This is a genomic window from Bacteroides sp. OM05-10AA, assembly GCF_003439055.1.
In the GTDB taxonomy this organism is placed as follows: Bacteria; Bacteroidota; Bacteroidia; order Bacteroidales; family Bacteroidaceae; genus Bacteroides; species Bacteroides intestinigallinarum.
The window spans coordinates 19,634-42,074 of sequence record NZ_QSUR01000011.1 but is presented as its reverse complement, the minus strand read 5'-3'; the positions used below and the strand labels follow the sequence as shown (position 1 = coordinate 42,074).

Genomic DNA, 22,441 nt, shown 5'->3' with positions numbered 1-22,441 from the left:
ATGAAAAGCATATCTTTATTTTGTATCATACTGTGTATAATTCTATTGAGTTCCTGTGTGAAAGAACCGGTGTCCGATGAGCATTCTCTGGAAAAAAACGTTATAACATTTACCCTTTCCAATTCATCGGCACCCACACAGGCAACCAGAGTTACGCGCGCAGCAGATGATATGCTTGATAATGAGAAAGTGATTCATCGCATTGATATATTCTTTTTCGATGTCTCTGGCAGTCATTGTCTTTTTTATCCTGATGCGAGCCAGGTAGCGATTGCGGATAATCGGGTTACGGTCCGAGTACCCGAAAGTGTCATGACCTCCTTCTACGGGATCGGTAACTGCAAGATGTATATGTTGGCTAATTGTCAGTTGTCAAGAGAAATGTTGGCAGGAAAAACACTGGATGAGATCAAGCTGCTTTCAATGGATAACATGGATGAAAAGAAGTTCAATGCATCGACTCCTCCGAGCAACTTCTTGATGGATAGCGAAGAGATAGACGTGATATTCAATGAAAATTCTCCCAATTCTAATTTAGGAAAGATAAGTTTGAAACGTGCGGCAGCCAAGGTAATTGTTGACATCACGAGTGCCAAAATAACGGGATATACGGCTGTAAAAGCCACAGTAATGGTCGTGAATTACTTGGATAAAACCCGGTTGAGTAGTGAGTATTTGTATCCAGCCCGGAACGAAGACTATAAATCGGCAAGCAAAACACTCATTGCCAATAATGATGTGGACAATTCTTTTTCGATAGACACTCAAAATCCTATTTATACTTATGCTACTAATTGGGCAAATGCTCCGGACCGTGAGACATTTCTCCTGATTGCTATAGATTGGCGCAAACAAGAGGGAGGGGAAGTAAGGACATACTATTACCGTATCCCTTTCTCATACATTCGTGCAACGGGAGATGTAGAAGCCAATAAAGAGCAGATCAGACGTAACTATGTCTATCAGTTTGCAGTCAATGTGAGTCGTTTGGGTGGTCTTGATCCCGCCGATGCAGTAGATCTTTCCGCCAATTTTGAATTGCTGGACTGGACAACCAAAGAAGTCGAGGTTTCGATTCTCGGATTTCATTTTCTATTTGTGTACAACCCTCATGTAGAGATTCACAACCGTCATTCAAATGTCTGGGAATTCAGATCCTCCAAACAACCGGTTACAATAACGATTAACAGTGTATATAGCAATGAGTATGATTCCAACGGAGGCATTAATCAAAGAGACTACACCGCCGGTAATCCGCAATATCCAAAGGTGACGCAATGGAAAGACGCGAGCAGGACTTATTTCACTTTTGAATCAATGGTTCCTATAAACTACGTACCATTGTATATGAAAGCAACGGTCACAAATGGTACAGGACTGTCTGCCGACGTAACGCTTACAATTTACCCTAAAATATATGTAACTGCCTCATATTCTTATGGCGGGTACTCAAACCAGACAGCGAATAACCCTGACGATAAAGGGATTATTCCATCAAATGCCGCTTCAGCATTACTTGACGGGCAGACGATTTGGTTGGCAGGTTCTTATAACACCCCGACCGGAGTGAATAAGGATGCGGGAAATAATACTCCCAATGGCAGTCCGAAAGATACGCCTCCTCAAAAAAACTTTAACTTCTTTACTGTACATGTTACTTCGCTTGATATAGAAGATGAGAATGCAGGCATGAGAGTCGGTGATCCTACACAATCAATGTCTCATCTTGGTGCTACGGCGGGTATAGAGGGAAGAGAAACGATAAAACTGACCATACCTTGGGACATTACATACTTCCGTACACAACAGGATGTGGAGAGTAACAATATTGTATCACCGCAGTTTGTGATCGCTTCTCAACGGGGAATTACAGCAACTGATAAATCCTGGGAAGTAGCACAACAACGATGTGCCACTTATCGGGAGTCGCAGTATGCTGCCGGAACGTGGCGTATGCCGACACTTGCCGAGTTGAAGCTTGTGCGCAGGATGCAGCTCGATCCCAATAGTGCGATTAAGGAGTTGTTTCAATCTACAAACGCCAGTGGCTGGTGGACAGCACAATACGGGTATGCAGTGATGTTGGGACAATCAGATGATGCTCTCGCTATCCTCAATGACCCCTTAAAAAATCATTCAGTGCGTTGTATTCGCGATTTATGGAGAGATTAATAGGAAAGAAAAATGAAAAATAGCATTATCATATTTATATTTTCTGCGCTTATATTATCCGGATGTCAGCAATTCGATACCGATACATCTTTCAATGATAGTTATGCGCAACTTGTTGTCAGTTTGGATATTCCAGCACCATCAGTAGCTAAAACAAGGGCAAACATCACCGATGAGCTAACCTCTTTGTATGTATTGGTGTTTGATAAGAACGGATTATATCTCTCCAAGTATAAAGGGGAAATAGTCTCAAGTACGGCAACAACTGCAAATTATAAATTCGGAAGTATGCCTACTACCAAAGAGGGAGAACTGCTCATTCTTCACTTCGTAGCTAATTATGACTGGGCTCTATTTTCAGATGCGGCGAATGTGGGGAAAGGCGAGGCCGAAGTGATGAACAAACTTACCGTAACAGATGGCACGGTAGCTTATTGGCAACGGGTTGAGTTGCCTGGTGGAATCGTTGGAACGAAGAATACCACTATAACGCTGACAGATGACGTGAGTCTGTTGAGAAATATAGCAAAGGTTACTGTAAAGAATCTGACCAATGAGCGTGTAACTAGCAGTTATCTGACTGATGTCTCCTTTGCAATAGGCGGTTATGTGGACCGGGGAACCGTTGCACCCTACTCGGCTTCATCCCGGCGTTTTACAAAAGGTGCCATAACAGAGGCATTGGATGGTACTATTATTCCTGTTTCTGACGATGAAAGTGAATTCGTAAGTGCACAGAACGGTTCCGGAGGCAATCAGTCCGAAGCTAAATATATCTATGAACGGAAAAACTCTACAGCGCGTAATCAAACATATATGATTATAAAAGCCTATTTTCAAAATACTTCGGAACCGGCCAATGCCACACGTCCGTCCTATTATAAAATAGACTTTGTAGGCAGTCGCACGGCGACGGAACTACTGGATATTGAACGGAACTATCACTATATCATGCAGATAAACGATGTTGCAATGGAAGGATATTCAACGTTGCAGGAGGCGGTTGATAATCCGGCGTTGAATAATATCAATGCGGCTGTCCTGGTTGCTGAATATACAACTATATCCGATGGGACTCATGTGCTTCAAATAGAGAAAGCTGCCTATTTGTTTGTGAATTCAAATCAGGATTTTCAGATAAAGTACTCTTACTATGACATCAAGACTGGTGTGGTCGATAATAGCAAAGTGACAGTTACACTAGTGCAGGATGAAGCGATGAAAGTTGTGAACGGAGGAGTATTTACTAACGTGAATGGTGTGATATCGGCCCGGACAGCGGATATCCCGACCAATAATAACATTTACCAGGCTACGTTTATTATATCAGCATTGCCTCCTGGTGAGTTATCCCGCAAGATTACTGTTCGCCTGAGGAAACCGATGGACTTTCTTAAAGTATCGACTACCCCCAATGACGGTAATAGTCCGACAAACTGTGTAGTGGCCAATCAAGTGGGGCAGCCTGTTACCATAACCTTTTGTTTTCCGCCCGATATTTCTCCAGACATATTCCCTTTGCCGGTCTATGTATATTCTAAAAAACTGTCACCCGATCCCACCAAAATGGGAGTTAATCCTCTTTCGGTAGATCCATTACCCAACGGTACCTTCCGTTATGTTTATATGGCGCCGTATTTGGGTAATGATGCGAATGACAGACCTCATACGCATACCATATACCTTGTCAGCTCCACCCCCTCTTCCAATGAAGAAATGATTCTTGCTTCGGAATATTTTAATAATGTGCCGATGCAACTTCGTTCTGTCAATATTCCGCCTTTGAATAATATCAAGTTCAATCCGAATCCGGTATTGAAGCTCAAAGACCAGCCGGTAGATCTGACATTTGATATTCCTGTGGTATCGGATCAAACGTTACCATATAGAATACGCATACACACTGATTATCTGGAATATGTTTCAACGACAACCGGGGTGAAATGCGAGTGGGACGAAGAGCTCGGACTCTATGTTTACGAAACGAATACGACAGATAATCAAAAGATTTCATTTAAAGTAAAACAGATTGAGAGTAGCGAGTATGTGCGTATAGACGGTGATCGTTTTACCTCGTACACTATTAGAAGAATGACTGCTATGGGTGAGTTTAAAAATGTTCTCGTTGATGTGACGGGAAATACAAGTGGTAGCCGGATCAATTTTAATTTTTCGTTCAATGAGGCGGGTGATATTTACGCTGCCCCCGGAGCTTATGTCTATTTTACTACTCAATATCTCTTGCCAGCTTTGGGAAGCGGTATCGAGACGACCGGAAAGACCAACGAATACCGAATGCCAATATCGTCTGTGGGAACGCATACGGCAAGTTTTGTTTTGAAAGAAGATATGATTTTGGGAGGGATTGAAAATGTAAAAATGTCTTCTTCCACGTTCAATGATTATTATGCAGAGGTGAATATATTCCAGACTCATATTTTTGGAAGCAGAATAAGTGGTTATTCGAATCGTCCCGTATTATATTCTGAATATTATGCGACCCCGGTTTCATTAAGCGGACGTGATGGGATGAATACTCAACTTCATTTTTATATTCCTGGCGGAGCTGCATCTGAAAAGAATCCGCTTTGGGTTTATTTTAAATGTACCAGTAGAATAACACTGTTCAATAATACACATACCGGTATAGCAGAAGTGTCTCCGGCCGGAAGTTCATCGTCCGGAAATGAATTCTGGTTGAAAATAACGGCATCGGGAGATAAAATCGTATCTTTTGTACCTGATTCGAATAGTGAAACCGGTACAATGACATTGATGTCTGTGTCGGGGGCAGGAGCGAAAACCTCAAACAGCAGGTTCATAACAGCCACAGGCTTTGAAAATAAATAGGAGAGACTTAACCGTATGGCATTCATTCGAAAGAATGAGTATCATACGGGTCTCTTTTAAAGTCCTTTCCGATATTGCAGTGGAGTGATGCTTGTGCGTCTCTTGAAGAATTTACAAAAAGCCGAGGCATCTGAAAAATGCAATTCGTCGGTAATCTCTTCTATGGAATGGTTACTCTGATTGAGCAGGATACAGGCTTCGCAATAAAGCAGATCGTATATAAGTTCGGAAACGGTATGTCCGGTCAATCGTTTGATGACCCAGTTCAGGTGGTGGGAGGTGAGCGATAGCCGACTGGCATAGAAAGCAGTTTCGTGTTCCTCCTTATAATGTGTCTTTAATAATTTCACGAAAGACTGAAGGATCTGCTCCGAACGATTCAAGTCAACTGAAGAGGGAGTTAATGCAAAGTGGCAGTCACCGATGTGTATCCAATCGAGCAAAAAGGCGATAAAGGCATTCTGAATAGTTTCAGTTTGCAGATGATGTTCTTTTTGTCCGATTCGTTTTTGGATATGCTCGATGTTGTGGTGCAAAACTTTGCTTTCATCATCATTCAGATGCAAGACAGGATTGATATACAGTTTCAGACTGCGGTTCAATTGCTTGAAAACTTTCTCCATGGAGGGAGTCACTTCCAGGATGGACTTCCGGACCAATAAGACAGTCATGCAGAAGTTCTCTCCGACGGTGACTAACTGGAGAACATGAATAGGAGATATAACGATAAAACTATTTTTCACCAGATGATAAGGCTTATAGTTAATCATCACCTGTGCCTCTCCCTGTTCCACCAGCAAGTAGATATATGAGTTATTATTGATTGCTATATTATCATATTCGGTATATCCGTTCGTAGGGCTGGGATGCCAGACAGTGAGCGAATAAGTACGGAGCTCCTCCAGTTCCTTTTCGCCCAATAACTTCTGTATATTTAATAAGTTCTTTTTCATATCCGTATATTTCAGAGTACAAAGATAGTAAATCTTCATTTAAAACCATTTTTGGCAAATATTGAACTCTAACGATACGATGGAATGCCGCTACCTTTGTGCGCCAAATAACAAAGGATAAGTTTATGATAAGATTTCTCTGTTTTTTCATTCTTATTTCATCTTCTGTCATGAATCTGCGGGCACAGGAAAGCGGATGTACAAGGAACAGACGGAACTGATACAGGATCAACTGGATACGGAACTGTATACCGCCCGTACTAAACTGGAAGAAGCACTTGATGAACTGGCTATTCGCCGTGATTACAAGATACTGGCCTCCGAATTGTATGAAGTGGTATACGAACGCTATTCCAACGGAATGGCTATTGTAACAGAAATGATGGATGCCGGAAATGAGTTATTATCTGCCGATATTGAATATCTGAATATGCAGATTGAAACATACCGTTATTACTATATGCTTAGAAAGATAGCCGGAACACTGTGATAAACAAACGATTGATACATGAATAAACGTTCACCGATAATGGAAAAAGCACATTTAAGAAAAAAGAAAATAAACCGCTTGGTACGAGTCTTCACAGTCATCCTGCTTGTTGGAATAGGATATTATACCGCATTCCGCATGCTTCATTGGGGAAATGTGGAATTTACGGAGAATGCACAGGTTAAACAGTTGGTAGTCCCTGTGAACAATCGTATTCAGGGATATATCAGAGAAATCACGTTCAATGAGTATCAACCGGTATGCAAAGGCGATACCTTGATTATCATTGAGGATGAGCAATACAGACTGCAATTAAGCGAGGCCGAGGTGCAATACCAGCAAGCACTGACCGAACAGACAGAAATAGAGTTGGCACTCATGTCGGCTGTGAATGACATCAACGTTGCCGAATCGAATATTGAGAAAGCGAAGATTGAAAAAGAGAATTCCTTTACCACCTATTCAAGATATCAGAGACTCTTGGAAAAAGAGGCCGTCACACGCGAACTGTTCGACCATGCCCGTACCGATTACGATGTGAAAAAGACCCAATATGAGACATTACTCAAAGGACAGAAAAATGTCATATTGAAGAAGAAACAACAGGAACAGAAACTCAAACAGGTAGAGGCGCAAATCCGACTGGCGGAGTTGAAAAGAGAGACGGCATCGTTACATCTCTCTTATACGGTAGTTACCGCACCTTGTGACGGAGTGATCGGCAGGAAAAATATTCAGGTAGGCCAACTTGTTCAGAACGGGCAGACATTGGTTGATATTGTCGATAGCCGGGAGAAATGGATTACGGCAAATTTCCGGGAATCGCAGATTGCGCATATCCGCGAGGGGCAGAAAGTGGAGATTAAAGCAGATGCCTACCCCGGCGAAAGTTTTATGGGGATAGTGCAATCTCTGTCCGATGCGACAGGAGCGGCGTTTTCGCTGATTCCGCAGGATAATGCTACCGGAAATTTCGTGAAAGTGGAGCAACGGATACCTGTGCGCATCGAGTTTGATGCACAAACCTCGCAGGAATGTCTGAAACGGTTGAGAGCCGGAATGAATGTAGAATGTCTGATACGCTATTAATTCATGAAAGCAATGACCGGACATCGCATCCGTTGTTTTAGAAATTTCGTTCCCGATCCTGTCCGTTTCTGGATAATGATTGTCATCTCATTGATTTATCTGTTGTCGGGTGCTGCTCACATGGCTTCGATGAGTTATCAGGTCAATGGGTTGTCCCTGTTGCAGGAGGATACAATCATGATCGGATATATGGCTTTCATTGGGATGAATGTCAGCTTTCCGATGCTTTTCCGGCTACGCTTCAGGTTTACCACCCGTTCCATATTGCTTGTCTCTACGGTGGTCATCATCTGCTGTCATGTAGCGATATTGGAGACGGCTAATGTCTGGATACTCTGTATCATAAACTTCATAGCCGGCTTTTTCAGGATGCTGGCTGTTTTCGAAGCGATGGTCTGCATCCAACTGATTCTCACGCCTACCCGCAATTATGCGGTGTTCTATTCCGTTGTTTTTCTAACTGTACAGGGAAGTTCGCAACTCTTTTCACCGATTGTTGCTGATATCATTCACGCTTATTCCTTGCACTATCTGCATTATCTTATCATCCTATTGCTGTTTTTTACTTTCTTGGTGGTAGCTTTCCTCATCCGTCATTACCGGGAGGATAAGCGGATACCGCTATATGGTATTGATTGGAATGGGTTCGTATTATGGAGTATTATTCTGTCATTGATCCTGTTTATCATTACTTATGGGAAATATTATGAATGGCTGGCATCTTCTCAAATACGGATAGCTTTGGTCGTGCTGGTGATAGCCGGAGGACTTCAATATCTCAATATAAAGACCGTTAAACGTCCTTATATCAGTCCGGCGGCATGGCGTTATCCGAATTTGTGGAAAATCCTGTTACTGTTTGGCGTTATCTATATCCTGCAAGCTGCACCGGGATTGTTGCAGAATCCTTATATGGCAGGCATTCTTCATTTTGACCAACAGAATATAGCATATCTCAATTACTATTCGCTGGCGGGAATGTGCTTGAGTGCCGTTATCTGTTATTACTATTTCAGGAACCGGAAAGGGCTTCGCCCGTTTATTATCGGCGGATATGGTCTGTTCATTCTCTACCTGCTACTGATGTATTTCTACATCAATCCCGAATGTAATATCGAACGTTTTTATTTTCCGTCATTGATTCGTGGATTCGGGCTATTATGGCTATATATTATCCTGACTCTTTATATTTCCTACGTAGTTCCGTTCATGCATAATTTTCAGTCTTTATGCATTATCGGATTCATGCGTATGTCGCTGGGAACGCCATTGGGAATGTCCGTTATCGACAATCTGATGCTCTATTTCACACGTAAGAATACAATGCTTCTCTCATCGGAAGTAGATGCATTGAAAATACAGACTTCTGAATATTCACTGATAGGACTGCAAGAACGAATCACGAGGCAAGTCTCCATGTTGTCCATCAGAGAAATGTATGGCTATTTAATCATAGCCTCCCTTATTCTGTTGATTGTTCTGTTGTTCGAGAAGAAAGTAAAATTGCGTAAGTTCAGTTTTTCTTTCCCCAATATGTCGAGCATCCGCTATATGATTCGGAGAGGGATGAAGAATACTAATTAATGCTGCTCTTCTACCTTTATCATATCAATAGCTTCTGTCTTGGAATCGTAGAATAAGATACCCTCCGTTCTATCGTCCAACTGTGCCATTAATTCTCCTTTCGAATTCCAGACAGATGATTTTCCGGCACATTCATATCCTCCTGATTCTCCGATATAATTCGACATGAAAGTCGTCATCCCGTTGGTGGAGGCTATTCTTGAAAGTTTTTCTATATCGGCATCCACCCCATTGATGGGGTTTAGAACACTTGCCATGTAGGCTGTTGCATTCATTTGGCGTGCATAGCCTGCATGCTCGCTGTTGGATAACTCGTAGCATATAGCGGGTGCAATCCTATTCTCTTCATCGTAGGGAATGATGCAGGGAGTATGTCCGGCTGTAAATATACCTTCTTCGGAGGGGTATAAGTACTGCTTTGAATAAGTGACTCTTTCCCTGTTGGGGTGAAAGATAATCATGCTGATAAATAAATCATCATTATTTATGGTGGGAGCTCCGACACATAGAATGATATTATATTGGTTGCTAATCTCTTGCAAAGGAGTCAGGCGGCTGTCATCGGAATGTATGGCTAAACTTCTGGCCAGTTCAGGCTCATAACCCGTCAGAGACAGTTCCGGAAACATCAATAAGTCCGGTTGCTTTTCTAGGGCATTGTTTATGAACTTCAGATGTTTATCCAGATTTCTTTCAATATCCCCTTTCAGAGGCTTTATTTGTGCAATACCAATTTTCATATCTTCGTAAATGTAGTTGTTTTAAAAGGCAAACAGTGCATCTTTTTTAATCAGCTTTTTCAGAGCATCCGTTTCAGCTTTGCCCTGATCCGGCTCAAACTTACCGGAGTTATTCCCAGATAAGAAGCAAGACATTCCAACGGCATTCTCTGCAATAACTCCGGATTGTTTTGGATCAGCTTCATATACCGTTCAGACGCATTGGTGAATAATAGGGAAATAAGCCTTTCTTCCGTTTGCATGAATTCGGATTCGGCAAACTTACGTCCCCAGTTGGCGATATGAATGTCTTCCTTGAATAATTCCTGTAAGTCTTTACGCTTCAGTAAATACAACTCCGACTCCTCCATCAACTCCATCGACTCATATCCCTGCTGGTTATCCACATAACTTTTCAGCGAGACAATGGCAGAACCCTCTTTCCCGATCCAGAATGTAACTTCTTTCCCATCCACAGGAATATAAGCTCTGACAATCCCTTTCTCGATAAAAAAGATATTTGTTTCAGTTTTACCGGCCTCCAGTATATGATACCCTTTGGGATATGTCACTTTAGACAGATGCTTTGTCAATTTATCCATCGAAGCCTCCGGTATCGGGTATATCTTATTTATAATCTCGTGTATATCCATATAACATGAGTCATTTTCTGCAAAAATACAAAAAGTTAGATTAGGAAAGAGGAATTGTTCATACTCTTATGCAGTCATTTCTTATCAAATGTAAAGTGAAAGCTCCGGCCGTCTGCCTAATTTTGCAGTCTGATTTTAAAATAGAAAGATATGAATTGGATAATATTGATTATTGCCGGACTCTTTGAAGTCGGCTTCACCTTTTGTCTGGGTAAGATAAAAGGAGCAACGGGCACTGACTTTTATTTGTGGGGAACAGGATTTGTGATATCTGTAACGTTGAGCATGTACCTTCTGGCAAAAGCTACCCAAACATTGCCCATCGGTACTGCATATCCTATCTGGACCGGAATAGGAGCAGTAGGTACCGTATTGGTCGGCATTCTGTTCTTCCATGAACCGGCCACTTTAGGACGCCTGTTCTTTATGACAACTCTGATACTTTCAATCATAGGATTGAAACTGATCTGAATCTCATCATCCGAATTCAGGGCGACACTCCTCTGTCTTCCTATTCATAGTAGTTCTGCTGCATATATCTTAATGCTTTTGAGACCATCTATGACGTCGGAGGCTTTCATGTCCTGACATTCTATTCGCAGGATCTTCTCCCAATCTTCCAAATCAACGTTCCATGCGTTGATTTGGGAGTATCCTTTAAAAAGTTTCTTGATGCGCTTTATATCCTGCCCGTTAACGGCTGAAGTGCGGAAGATTAAAATTTCTGTTTCCATATATAGAATCTAATGTGTTGGATTTCAAAAAGCTTCCGCAAACTGGAATACGAATCCGGCAGTGTCTTTTCCGAAACCGTAATCGATGCGTATATTGACATGATGCTTGAATTCTACTCTCAAGCCCAAACCATAGTTTGGCAGGACGTGATTGAACTGCAATTTATTGAACGACGGAAACACCGTTCCTCCGCCTACCCATGCTACACAGCCCAGACGACTGTAAATGTGCTGCCTTAATTCCAATTGTGCAGTAATTTGGTTGCAGTCGATATACCGTCCTCCGTAATAGCCACGCATACGGTCAGACCCGCTTCCGAGTTCTTCGCGCAACGTCCAGGGAATTTCTTTATTATTAAACTGTCCGTACAAGTCCATGGCAAGCACTCCTCCCGGCCATATTCGCTGATATGCATCGAAAATGGCAGTCGTACTGAATAAAGTACGGTTGTAATTGCTGGCTACTTTCGGGTAAACCACCTCCCTTAGCATCAGGTAGACACCACGTTTGGGATTTAGTATGAAATCTCTCGTGTCATACTGAATGGAAGCTCCCACACCGGCAAAGAAATAAGAATCTTTTTGTCCATCCAGATAAGCCGGATTGCTCATTTTCGACATATCTGCATATTTAATGTTGAGAGCCGCACCAACGTGAAAGGCATGGGTGAATTTATACACATAATCCGACTCCCAGTTCACTTCCCTGCGGGTAGAGGCCGAAATCGGATTCATGGCACATCCCTCGTAAGAGATACCCCAGAAGTCGAGATTCTTGTTCAGGAACTGGAGGCGGTATGACAAGCGGGTCTTGTTGTTCTTAAAATGATTGTTTCCTTTTACGGTGATGCCATAGAAACCTTTCACGGTAACGCTTCCCGATAGAGATATGTCCGATGGCTGCATGATAGAGTCGTTACGGTCCAGACGGTAAAGTGCCGTAGCTGCACCTCCCACACCGAAACTGCCTTCGCGTGTGTAACAGGGGGCTACGATGAAACTCATATCCAGTTTCTTTTCGTGTGTGCGGTCAATATTGCCATGAATAAGACTGTTCCACCATTCTTTCAGATGAGAATTCTTTTCTTCGGTTGGTTGGGCATACGAACAGGTAGTCGTGGTCAGGATAAAAACGGTTGTGATTAAAAATCTTGTTTGCATAATTATAATGAGGTGTGATTGAATTTAAATAATAACTTATCTGCCGAAACGATAGGCAACTCCTAAACTGAAAGCTTGCGGATGAAACCGGGCTGTACCGCTGTTGGCATCCAGTAAGTTGGATACACTCACCTTGTAGCTGATATTGACTTGAAGCCCGAATGCAAACTCATAACCGGCCATTACGCCAAATCCGGTATTGGAGTCTTTTATTGCAGGCAGGTCTTCCTGTGAAGCCCGTTCGTAAAGGTCATTCCTCGTACCTCCTTTTTTGAATTTCGCACTCAAGCCGAATTCCGTGTATGGACCTACGCCCAAATGAATACGCTGTCCTTTCTCCATCTGCCAATGATACATAACATAGATGGGAACTTCCATACCCCAGTACTGAAATTGTCCATGTTCGGTGTTGCTCCATTCAAAATCGGACTCTTTGTAGTGAAACAGAAGTTCTCCCTGAATGGAGAAGTTTTTCATAATACCTAAATTGATGAAACCTCCGCTTGTGATGCCCGGTTGCAGGCTGCTCTTGCCACCCGTGATGCCCGAATGGAGAAAGTTGGAATAATTAGCTTCCAGTTTGACTCCACCGGATACGGTCAGTTTTTTGTCCGGGTTGTCCTGATGAGTATCTGTTGCGTGTCTGGTCACTTCTGTTTGTTGTGCTCTGGCAGATAATAAGCCTAAACCGATGAATAAGAGAACAGTAAAAGTAAATTTTTTCATGTCTTTTTAATTGAATGTTTTTTGATTGATAAAACTTGCGCAAAAGTAGGGGAGGTGTCGCTGTGGGAAAAGGTCTTTAAGATGGAATATTGGACGAAAACTCCTTTCTGTTTTGAATATAGGCCATAAACGCTTATTTTTGTTGTCAAAAACACAGATATGAAGAACATATTAGCATTGAACTGGCGTTCCAAACTAAAAGAAATGGAGAATGTGAGTTTCTTGGATGATGATTATTATATTTATAAGAATGCGTCTATCCATCCGCATATCGGTCCTTTTAAAATGGATATGACTATTTGCAGCATTTGTTTGCAGGGAGAATCAAGAGGACGGATTGACATGATCCCCTTTGAAATCAAATCTCCAGCCATTTCTATCGTTTTGCCGGGGCAGATATTAGAGCATGAGTATTGTTCGGGAGATTTTGAGGCAATCTATATACTGATGTCTGAAAAGTTTGATGACAGTCTGCACCTGCCGGAGCGATTCTCAACTTTCCTGTCCGTTCATAATAATCCTGTTATATCGTTGGTTCCTAGACAGCTGGATGCTTTGTTGACCTATTGCAAGATGGTGCAGAGTGTGATTCAGGCGACGAATAATCCTAATCGCATGGAGATTGTACGACACCTCACCATTGCTTTTTTCTATGGACTGGGATATTACTTCCATAAACAAACCGATGATTCCAGGGAAACCCGGAATGAAATACTGATGCGGAATTTCCTGAAACAGCTACAGACACACCATAAACAGGAAAGAAAACTGGAGTTTTATGCCGACAAACTTTGTCTGAGTGCTAAATATCTTTCACAGACCATCAAGAATAGTAGTGGAAAGACAGCCGGAGAATGGATTGACGAATATGTGATGCTCGAAGCCAAAGCCTTGTTGAAATCTACCAATATGACTATTCAGCAAATCAGTGATGAGCTGAATTTTCCGTCTCAATCTTTCTTCGGAAAGTTTTTTAAAAGACTTGCAGGGCTTTCTCCAAAGGCATATCGGGAACAAAAATAAGATGATTATCGGTTGTTCCTTCCTGAATACTATCATAAGTCTGCGAATACTAACCCTTTGGAGGAAAGTGAGTTTTAATAGGAAATATTCCGGTTTATAGAATAAATTTATATATTTGCAGAATATATGGGCGTATCTCGCCGACAACTAAACTATTATTCTATTCACTATTTATTGATTTAAAATGAAAACTACTGATTCCGAACCTCAAGGAGTCGGTATGGAACTGGAGCAGTACCGTACTCGGCTCGAGCAAATGGTCGAAGAGAAATCTAAGGACCTGATTGCCATTCAGGAAAATCTGGAAGCAACCAATCGGCGGCAAGCGTTGTTTATCAAGGTACTGCAAATTCTGCAACTGGAACCGGACATACCTACAGCCATGAATATGGCACTTGCCGAAATCGGCCGTTATACCGGCGTTGACCGTTTGGCCACATGGGAAAATCACCTCGACGGAGTTACGTATGGCTGTACCAATGAATGGTGTAACGAGGGTATTGAGCCTGCCATAGATTACCTGCGGAGTATGACCATTGAAGCGGGAAAACCCTGGTTCGATATGCTCGAAGAAAATCATATCATCTGCACGTCCGATATCTATTCACTCGATCCTTTTATAACTCAAATGCTCGAAGTGCAGGGGGTGAAAGCCATCGCTGTCTTTCCTCTGTCGCAGTTGGGCGTGCATTTCGGTTTTCTTTCGTTTAATTTTTGCTGGAAGAAACAATGGGATAAAAAGGATGTGGAACTGATGAGCCAAATTTCGCAGATTGTGTCTACCGCAACCAAACGCTGGCAGGTTGAAATATCCCTGCAACAATCGCAGCGAACCATGCAAAAGGTACTGGATAACATCAATGCTAATATTTTTGTTAGCGATTATGACTCTCTGGAGGTGCTTTTTGCAAACAAACCTTTCAGGGAAGAAGCCGGAAGCGTGCCAGAGAGGGCGACGTGCTGGAAAATGCTGAATGCGGGATTGGGTGGAGCATGTACACATTGCCCGAAACCGCAATTGCTTGATGCCAACCGTAAACTCACAGGTGTTCATTTCTGGGAAGATTATAATCCTGTAACCGAACGCTGGTACACCATCCAGAGTATGGCGATTAATTGGCTCGACGGACGGTGGGCTATCATGGAATTGGCTACGGACATCACTACCCGCAAGCAAGTGGAACTGGAATTGATTGAGGCGAAAGAGAATGCCGAAGAATCCGACAGGCTCAAATCGGCATTCCTTGCCAATATGAGTCACGAAATACGTACTCCTCTCAACGCTATCGTAGGTTTTTCGAGTCTGCTTGCCGAAACAGATGAGATAGAACTGCGTCAAGCATATATGTCGCTGGTGCAGGAGAACAACGAGCTGCTGCTCAATCTAATTTCCGACATTCTGGATATTTCCAAGATTGAGGCCGGCACGATAGAACTTACTACCGGATGGGTGGATGTACCTCAACTTTGCCGGGAAGTGATTGCTACTTTCTCGCATAAGAAACATGATGGAGCAGTAGAACTGCGTTTTGACGAAAGTTCACCGCAGATTGTGATTGACGCCGACAAGAACCGGATTATGCAGGTACTCTCTAATTTCATGACCAACGCTTTGAAATTCACCACCAAAGGATCGATCACCCTTTCCTATACGTTGAATGATGACGGCCAGGTGCGTTTCTGTGTGACAGATACGGGTAAGGGTATCCTTGCTGAACAGTGTCATGATATTTTCAATCGTTTTGTGAAACTGGACTCTTTTGTGCAGGGAGCCGGTCTCGGATTGTCGATATGCCAGAGTCTGGTGGAACGGATGGGTGGAAAGATCGGAGTAGAATCCTGTGTGGGAAAGGGCTCATGTTTCTGGTTTACACATCCATTTACGTCTGCCACCCAATCCGCCTCAACCCTTGTAACAGAGAACGATATGCTTGCGACTCTCCAAAAGAAGACTGTTTCGAGAAATTATAAACCTCTGATTCTGGTAGCCGAAGATATAGATAGTAATTACTTACTGATTGAGGCACTGCTCAAGAAAGACTATCGTCTGGTGAGGGCGCACAACGGCAGTGAGGCCATAGAGCTTTTTAATGCCGAAACTCCCGATCTCATCCTTATGGATATGAAAATGCCGGGTATAAGCGGAATAGATACGACCACCCTGTTGAGGAAAACCGGAACGCAGGTTCCCATTGTTGCGCTTACGGCATTTGCTTATGCCGACGACAAATCACTGGCTTTCGATGGGGGATGCAATGATTTCCTGACGAAACCGGTTTCGCCACCCGAACTGCGCAGGGTGGTCAGTAAGTGGACAGTGAAGTAAATAGCCAGTTCTGATATGCTGTTGAGATGAATCGGAGAGAATAGTTCAGGATATGTTTGCTTGTTAATCTATAATACAAATGCCGTATCTGCAAACTAAAAGAACTTGTATTTTATATATTGAGTTTTTAGTGAAAAATATATGAATAATGAAGAAGATGACAAATAACTTATTATTCATTATGACACTCTCTTTCAGCTCACGTCATTCTTTTCAAATAAATGTTGGTGACGTTTTTACCCTCACACCCTCACCCTTTGCCTTAATCCCTTTATTCATCGGTGTTACAGGTGTGAGGGTAAGGGTGAGAGTAGGTGAGGGTAACTTTTTACTCTCACCCTGATTCGTCCTGATTTGGGTTGACTAATCTTATTCCGTTTTTACACTAATCTATTCATTATTACCGTAATAACCGCTTTCTGGTACGTAAATTGGTTGCATCGCTCCACCCATATTTTTCAATTTACCTTCATCGCGCAGACGCCGGATATGTCGCATGGCTGTGCTTCTTGCCATTCCACAAAGATATTGGAAGTCATATCTCCGCATAAATGGGTGAGTCCGGAAGTACTTTGTCAGTTGCAGGTCAATTTCCTCGTTCGTTAGTTGGGTGAAATCCAGTCCCCCTTTGAGGCTTTTCACTTTAAGCACGCCAAATTCGTTTTTCAATGTTTGGTCGGCACGAAACTGGATAGCTTTCAGTTTCACTTTAGTTGCTTTCCGTTTGGTACCTATCGTCACAGGTTCCGTGGTGGTCAGGCAAGGATGGAAATAGCCGATGCCGTCCAGATGTACTTGGCGTCCCTCCGCCAATTCCTGTCCCATGATGTGCGAAAGAGCGTCGAGCACGGCAGAGACATCTGTTTCCGTCAGTGAGCAACGTTCCTGAATACGCCGGCGCAGTACGTCGGTCCCTGTGGAACCGTTGTATTTGATGCGCGGATGCAGGGTATTTTCATTTTCTCCCTGCTGTTTGTCTGAAGGCTTCGGGTCTTCATACCAATCGAATAATATTGCCATAGCTTTATATTTGTTTTAAATGAACTGTTCTTATTATGTATTCTCTTAAGTAGTAATACGTTAGCGCTTCATGTTTCTTTTGTTAAGCTCTAATGCTTTGCAAGGGCTCACCCATGTGAACAAAGCTGTTTACGTCTGTGGACGTTTTTGTTTACAAATGATAGCCTGTTTGTTCACATGGGTGAGCCCTTGACAACTACTAAGCAAAGATACATAAATAATGAGGAAAATGCAAATGAAATACGGGTATTTATCAGATAGAATGCTTGCTTTCCGGAAGATAAAAGCGTACCTTTACAGGAATTAAATATGTAGATGTAATTGTAGAAAAAATAGACAAAAATAGGATGAAAATTACTTTAATCAGACAAGACAACGGGAGCGGAAAAGAGACTCTTAGCATTTGTGAGGCAGGCACATTATTCGACAAAATGAAAACTGAAACCAAAGCGGGGCATATCACGGCTTTGCGGGAAATTATACCGTTACTGGAAGGTACGTATGCCCGGTACGAACATATAGATAAGTTGCCATACATTTATTCTGCTGTGGAATATACCCGGACCAAAGAGGGTGAACGGAAGATGAAGCAGTATAACGGTTTGGTACAGTTGGAAGTGAACCGGTTGGCCGGTGGGTCGGAAGCGGAATTTGTGAAACGGCAAGCGGCACTTCTGCCACAGACTTTTGCTGCTTTTTGTGGTTCCAGCGGTCGTAGTGTGAAGATATGGGTTCGTTTTGCCTTGCCGGACGATGGAGGGTTGCCATCTGAAGAGGCGGAGGCGGAACTGTTTCATGTTCATGCTTATCGGCTGGCTGTGAAATGTTATCAGCCTATGTTGCCTTTCGATATCGATTTGAAGGAACCTGTGTTGACACAGAAATGTCGTATGACGTTGGATGAGGCTCCTTATTATAATCCGGATGCAGTGCCGTTTTGTTTGGAACAGCCGCTTACGATGCCGGGAGAAGAGACTTTCCGCCAGCGGAAGCAGGAGGAGAAAAATCCGTTATTGCGATTGCAACCGGGATATGAGTCGGCACAAACGTTCACGAAGATTTATGAAGCGGCATTGAACAGGGCACTTCAGGAAATGGAGAACTGGAAACGTGGGGACGACTTGCAGTCTTTGCTGGTCCGCCTTGCCGAGCATTGTTTCAAAGCGGGTATCCCCGAAGAGGAGGCGATACGGCAGACGATGATTCATTATTATCGCGAGGAGGAAGAACAGGTGATTCGTTCGATACTCCATAATCTTTATCAGGAATGTAAGGGATTCGGCAAGAAAAGCAGCATCAGCAAAGAGCAGGAGACGGCTTTTCTGTTGGAAGAGTTTATGAAACGCCGTTATGAATTCCGTTACAATACGGTGCTGGATGATTTGGAATATCGTCAGCGTGACTCCGTTCATTTTTGCTTTAAGCCGGTGGATAAACGGGTGCGCAACAGCATTGCAATCAATGCATTGAAAGAGGGAATTAGTGCGTGGGACCGTGATGTGGATCGTTTTCTGAATTCGGAATGTGTTCCTTTGTACAATCCTGTCGAAGAATATCTTTATGAGGCAGGGCGTTGGGATGGAAAGGATCGTATTCGTGCATTGGCCGGTTTGGTTCCTTGTGATAATCCGCATTGGCAGGAATTGTTTTACCGTTGGTTCCTTAGTATGGTGGCGCATTGGAGGGGAGTTGACCGGCAGCATGGTAATAGTACTTCGCCTTTGCTGGTCGGTTCGCAAGGGTATCGCAAGTCTACATTTTGTCGCATTATCCTGCCGCCGGAACTTCGTTTCGGCTATACGGACAGTATTGATTTTAAGAGTAAGCAGGAGGCGGAACGTTATCTGGGACGCTTTTTCCTGATTAATATTGATGAGTTCGATCAGATTAATGTCAGTCAGCAGGGATTCCTGAAGCATTTGTTGCAGAAGCCTGTTGCGAATTTGCGTAAACCTTATGGTAATACGATTCGGGAAATGAGGCGTTATGCTTCTTTTATCGGAACCAGCAATCAGAAAGATTTGCTTACCGATCCCAGTGGTAGCCGCCGTTTCATTTGTATCGAGGTGACGGCTCCTATTCAAACGAACGTTACCATCAATTACAAACAGCTGTATGCTCAAGCGATGGAGGCGATTTATAAAGGGGAACGTTATTGGCTGAATGATGAAGATGAAAATATATTGAAACAGACCAACCGTGAGTTCGAACAGGCTAGTCCGTTGGAGCAGTTGTTTCATTGTTATCTTAATCCGATAGAGGAGGAAATGGAAGGCGAATGGCTGACTGCTATGCAGATTTTGAGCTATTTACAGACGAAAACACGGGATAAGTTGGCTATTAGTAAGGTGGGACAGTTTGGGCGCGCACTTCAGAAACTGAATATTCCTTGTCGTAAATCTCGTAAGGGGACGCTTTATCATTTGGTAAAGGTGGAGTAGTTTACCCTCACACTTGTAACTCCGATGAATAAAGGATTTTATAAGAATCGCAATTTTCGGGTTGTTTATCAGAGATATGTGTGGTAATTTTGTGGCACTGGAAACTAAAATGGATTTGAAAGTCAAAATATTATTGATTGCTTTTTCAGTTGTAAGTACAATAAATGTATTTTTGCAGGTGTGGAAAACAAAAGCGGTGCTATCAATCCCCGAAAATAAGTTAAGATGGAAGATAAAAGGAAAGAAATAGTTGGAAATGTCATTCGGATACAGCGTTATCATTCTCCTTGTGGTGATTTGATGCTTGGCTCGTTTGAAGATCGGCTTTGTCTTTGTGACTGGGCAGTTGAAAGTCATAGGGATATTGTGGACAGGAGGTTACGGAAAGTGCTGAAAGCCTGTTATGAAGAAAGTACATCCGAGGTTATACAGGAAGCGATTAAGCAGTTGGACGAATATTTCAATGGTGAACGGACTGTGTTTGAAGTGCCTTTGCTTTTTGTAGGTACGGATTTCCAGAAAAGTGTATGGTATAAGTTGCTGGATATTCCGTACGGTTCGACTGTATCGTATGGAGAATTGGCGAAACAGCTGGATATGCCGAAGGCTGTCCGTGCGGTTGCCGCTGCTAATGGTGCGAACGCTATTTCTATTTTTGCTCCGTGTCATCGTGTTATCGGCAGTAACCACACGCTTGTGGGGTATGGCGGTGGTCTTCCTGCTAAAAAACGGTTACTGGATTTGGAAATAAACGGCAAACCTCTGTTATGAATGAGCAAGAAACGCTTGATTATGCACGTATTGCACAGGCAATCGGGTATATAAGGGAGAATTTCAAAAGGCAACCGGGACTGGATGAGATTGCCCGGGAGGTGGCGTTGAGTACGGCACATTTCCAACGTATGTTTACGGAGTGGGCAGGGGTTAGTCCTAAGAAGTTCTTGCAATATACCAGTATTGAATATGCCAAGAAAATCTTGGATGAGACTCATGCGTCTTTGTTTGATACGGCACAGGAAACGGGACTTTCCGGTACGGGCAGATTGTATGATTTGTTTGTAAATATAGAAGGTATGACACCGGGCGAGTATAAAAACGGTGGTGAAAATCTTTCTATCAATTACAGTTTTTCCAAAAGTCCTTTTGGTGAACTATTTATTGCGTCTACCAATAAAGGTATTTGTTGTCTGGAGTTTGCAGACGATCACGATGCGGCATTTCATTCCTTGTTGAAGAAGTTTCCTAATGCAACGTTTACTCCGGCTGTGGATGAGATGCAGCAAAATGCTTTATCCATCTTCACGCAGGATTGGAGGAAGCTCAAAGATATAAAGCTGCATTTGAAAGGTACTGACTTTCAACTAAAGGTCTGGGAAACTTTACTGAAAATCCCTGCTGGCGGATTGACTACTTATGGAGATATAGCCGCAGGTATTAATAACCCGAAGGCTTGCCGGGCTGTAGGAACGGCTGTCGGTGAGAATCCCGTAGCTTTCCTTATTCCATGTCATCGTGTCATTCGTTCTTCCGGTGAGTTGGGTAATTACCACTGGGGAGAGATTCGAAAGACTGCAATTATTGGTTGGGAGGCTGCGAAAAATGGATATTTGAATAAATAATAAGTACTGGCGGTAAGAAAAGCCGGAAACGGGATATCGGGTTCTTCTTTCATTTATAAATCCCGGCTCAAGGATGAAACCGCAAGGCCAGGATTTATTTGTAGTCGAATGACTATCATTCCTCTTCTTCATTTATTCCTTCATAGCACCTGATATCCGCTTCAATCATGAAATTATAAATCAGTCGGGTTTTAAACATCATTCTCTCCTGCGACAATTCTAAATCAGCAAGCGTTGCTTCGATTCTATTGCAGAATTCATTTATTCTTTCTTCTTCCAGCATCGGATACATTTCGTAAACTCGCCGGACGAAAGGTACCATCGAAGCCTGCACCTGATAAAGTAGTATTTGGGATTCATATTGGAAATCCACTTCGTCCATCTGTTTATGCAAGTGCTCGTTTTCGTAGGCTATTTGTTGGAATTCTTCGAAACAAGGTAAAAGCTGCTCTGAGTGATGAAGCAGTAATTTTATGGTTGCAATGGCTGCAAAACCTTTTTCCAGTTCATTCCCATATTGAAAATGGTTATACAGGGAACAAAATGATGCTTCCAGACAGAGCCGTTCAAATTCGGTGTCTTTTACCCACGGAAGATAAGTGAGCATAGGCAGGCATTCACCTAGCGTAAGCTGGTCTTTACAGTCAAGTATTTTGATAAGATTACCTGGTCGGGTAAGGAATTGATACATAGTGTGCATGGCCAGGTATTTTTCCGCAAGTCGGTCCTCGTCCAATTCACGGGATGCTTCCAATTCGGACAACAGAAAATCGATATTCTCCTCCTTGTTATCTGGTTGTTGCTCTTCGGCACGTGCTATGTCTTCGTCAAGCATATTTAAAATTTCCTGAATATTCATATTACATTATTATTTTTATACC

At 42.7% G+C, this 22,441-nt stretch carries 19 protein-coding genes; 11 read left to right on the top strand and 8 right to left on the bottom strand.

The window, feature by feature from the left end; genetic code table 11:
* Window positions 1-2,172 (top strand): fimbrial protein, encoded by a 2,172-nt coding sequence (locus DXB58_RS10440; protein WP_147338722.1) that lies wholly within the window; start codon window positions 1-3, stop codon window positions 2,170-2,172.
* Window positions 2,173-2,184: 12 nt separating this feature from the next.
* Window positions 2,185-5,022 (top strand): hypothetical protein, encoded by a 2,838-nt coding sequence (locus DXB58_RS10435; protein ID WP_122136715.1) that lies wholly within the window; start codon window positions 2,185-2,187, stop codon window positions 5,020-5,022.
* Window positions 5,023-5,078: 56 nt separating this feature from the next.
* Here DXB58_RS10435 and DXB58_RS10430 read toward each other — a convergent pair whose 3' ends face one another.
* Window positions 5,079-6,014, bottom strand: coding sequence for an AraC family transcriptional regulator (locus tag DXB58_RS10430; RefSeq protein WP_122136714.1), 936 nt, complete (start codon window positions 6,012-6,014; stop codon window positions 5,079-5,081).
* A gap of 94 nt (window positions 6,015-6,108) precedes the next feature.
* Between DXB58_RS10430 and DXB58_RS10425 the strand changes: the two genes are divergently transcribed.
* From DXB58_RS10425 to DXB58_RS10415, 3 genes are read left to right on the top strand one after another with little or no spacing between them, the layout of a single operon-like run.
* Window positions 6,109-6,465 (top strand): TolC family protein, encoded by a 357-nt coding sequence (locus DXB58_RS10425; protein ID WP_309574118.1) that lies wholly within the window; start codon window positions 6,109-6,111, stop codon window positions 6,463-6,465.
* Between the two features lie 39 nt (window positions 6,466-6,504).
* Window positions 6,505-7,554, top strand: a complete 1,050-nt coding sequence (locus DXB58_RS10420; protein WP_122136760.1) for an HlyD family secretion protein — start codon at window positions 6,505-6,507, stop codon at window positions 7,552-7,554.
* A gap of 3 nt (window positions 7,555-7,557) precedes the next feature.
* Window positions 7,558-9,138: a hypothetical protein gene (locus DXB58_RS10415; RefSeq protein ID WP_122136712.1), complete on the top strand. Its 1,581-nt coding sequence runs from the start codon at window positions 7,558-7,560 to the stop codon at window positions 9,136-9,138.
* Here DXB58_RS10415 and DXB58_RS10410 read toward each other — a convergent pair.
* Together DXB58_RS10410 and DXB58_RS10405 are read right to left on the bottom strand one after the other, a co-directional pair.
* A complete protein-coding gene (locus tag DXB58_RS10410) occupies window positions 9,135-9,878 on the bottom strand; it encodes a carbon-nitrogen hydrolase family protein (RefSeq protein WP_122136711.1) in 744 nt (247 codons plus the stop codon). The two genes, DXB58_RS10415 and DXB58_RS10410, sit on opposite strands and share 4 nt — an antisense overlap.
* Before the next feature lie 59 nt (window positions 9,879-9,937).
* Window positions 9,938-10,510 (bottom strand): Crp/Fnr family transcriptional regulator, encoded by a 573-nt coding sequence (locus tag DXB58_RS10405; protein WP_117936205.1) that lies wholly within the window; start codon window positions 10,508-10,510, stop codon window positions 9,938-9,940.
* A 150-nt stretch (window positions 10,511-10,660) separates the two neighbouring features.
* Here DXB58_RS10405 and DXB58_RS10400 point away from each other — a divergent pair, with 150 nt between their 5' ends.
* Window positions 10,661-10,981: a multidrug efflux SMR transporter gene (locus DXB58_RS10400; protein WP_008999008.1), complete on the top strand. Its 321-nt coding sequence runs from the start codon at window positions 10,661-10,663 to the stop codon at window positions 10,979-10,981.
* 44 nt (window positions 10,982-11,025) lie between these two features.
* On the opposite strand, the gene DXB58_RS10395 is transcribed toward DXB58_RS10400, so the two are convergent.
* Genes DXB58_RS10395 through DXB58_RS10385 form a run of 3 tightly spaced genes read right to left on the bottom strand, consistent with a single transcriptional unit; the run spans window position 11,026 to window position 13,131 of the window.
* Entirely contained in the window at window positions 11,026-11,244 is a 219-nt protein-coding gene (locus DXB58_RS10395) for a hypothetical protein (RefSeq protein WP_122136710.1), read from the bottom strand.
* A gap of 24 nt (window positions 11,245-11,268) precedes the next feature.
* Entirely contained in the window at window positions 11,269-12,405 is a 1,137-nt protein-coding gene (locus DXB58_RS10390) for a BamA/TamA family outer membrane protein (protein ID WP_122136709.1), read from the bottom strand.
* A 36-nt stretch (window positions 12,406-12,441) separates the two neighbouring features.
* Window positions 12,442-13,131, bottom strand: coding sequence for a porin family protein (locus DXB58_RS10385; RefSeq protein ID WP_122136708.1), 690 nt, complete (start codon window positions 13,129-13,131; stop codon window positions 12,442-12,444).
* Window positions 13,132-13,290: 159 nt separating this feature from the next.
* On the opposite strand from DXB58_RS10385, the gene DXB58_RS10380 reads away from it, so the two are divergent.
* A complete protein-coding gene (locus tag DXB58_RS10380; RefSeq protein ID WP_233527271.1) occupies window positions 13,291-14,154 on the top strand; it encodes an AraC family transcriptional regulator in 864 nt (287 codons plus the stop codon).
* Between the two features lie 184 nt (window positions 14,155-14,338).
* Window positions 14,339-16,480, top strand: coding sequence for a GAF domain-containing hybrid sensor histidine kinase/response regulator (locus DXB58_RS10375; protein ID WP_122136707.1), 2,142 nt, complete (start codon window positions 14,339-14,341; stop codon window positions 16,478-16,480).
* Window positions 16,481-16,870: 390 nt separating this feature from the next.
* On the opposite strand, the gene DXB58_RS10370 is transcribed toward DXB58_RS10375, so the two are convergent.
* Window positions 16,871-17,500: an HU family DNA-binding protein gene (locus tag DXB58_RS10370; protein WP_008998998.1), complete on the bottom strand. Its 630-nt coding sequence runs from the start codon at window positions 17,498-17,500 to the stop codon at window positions 16,871-16,873.
* A gap of 347 nt (window positions 17,501-17,847) precedes the next feature.
* On the opposite strand from DXB58_RS10370, the gene DXB58_RS10365 reads away from it, so the two are divergent.
* The 3 genes from DXB58_RS10365 (at window position 17,848) to DXB58_RS10355 (ending at window position 21,560) form a co-directional block, all read left to right on the top strand.
* Window positions 17,848-19,941 carry a BT4734/BF3469 family protein gene (locus DXB58_RS10365; protein ID WP_122136706.1) on the top strand — a complete coding sequence of 698 codons (2,094 nt, stop codon included), beginning with the start codon at window positions 17,848-17,850 and terminating at the stop codon, window positions 19,939-19,941.
* A gap of 225 nt (window positions 19,942-20,166) precedes the next feature.
* Entirely contained in the window at window positions 20,167-20,712 is a 546-nt protein-coding gene (locus DXB58_RS10360; RefSeq protein ID WP_122136705.1) for a methylated-DNA--[protein]-cysteine S-methyltransferase, read from the top strand.
* Window positions 20,709-21,560, top strand: coding sequence for a methylated-DNA--[protein]-cysteine S-methyltransferase (locus DXB58_RS10355; protein ID WP_122136704.1), 852 nt, complete (start codon window positions 20,709-20,711; stop codon window positions 21,558-21,560). The genes DXB58_RS10360 and DXB58_RS10355 overlap by 4 nt, the downstream gene beginning before the upstream one ends.
* 115 nt (window positions 21,561-21,675) lie before the next feature.
* On the opposite strand, the gene DXB58_RS10350 is transcribed toward DXB58_RS10355, so the two are convergent.
* Window positions 21,676-22,419: a hypothetical protein gene (locus tag DXB58_RS10350; protein ID WP_118299598.1), complete on the bottom strand. Its 744-nt coding sequence runs from the start codon at window positions 22,417-22,419 to the stop codon at window positions 21,676-21,678.
* Window positions 22,420-22,441 lie beyond the last annotated feature (22 nt).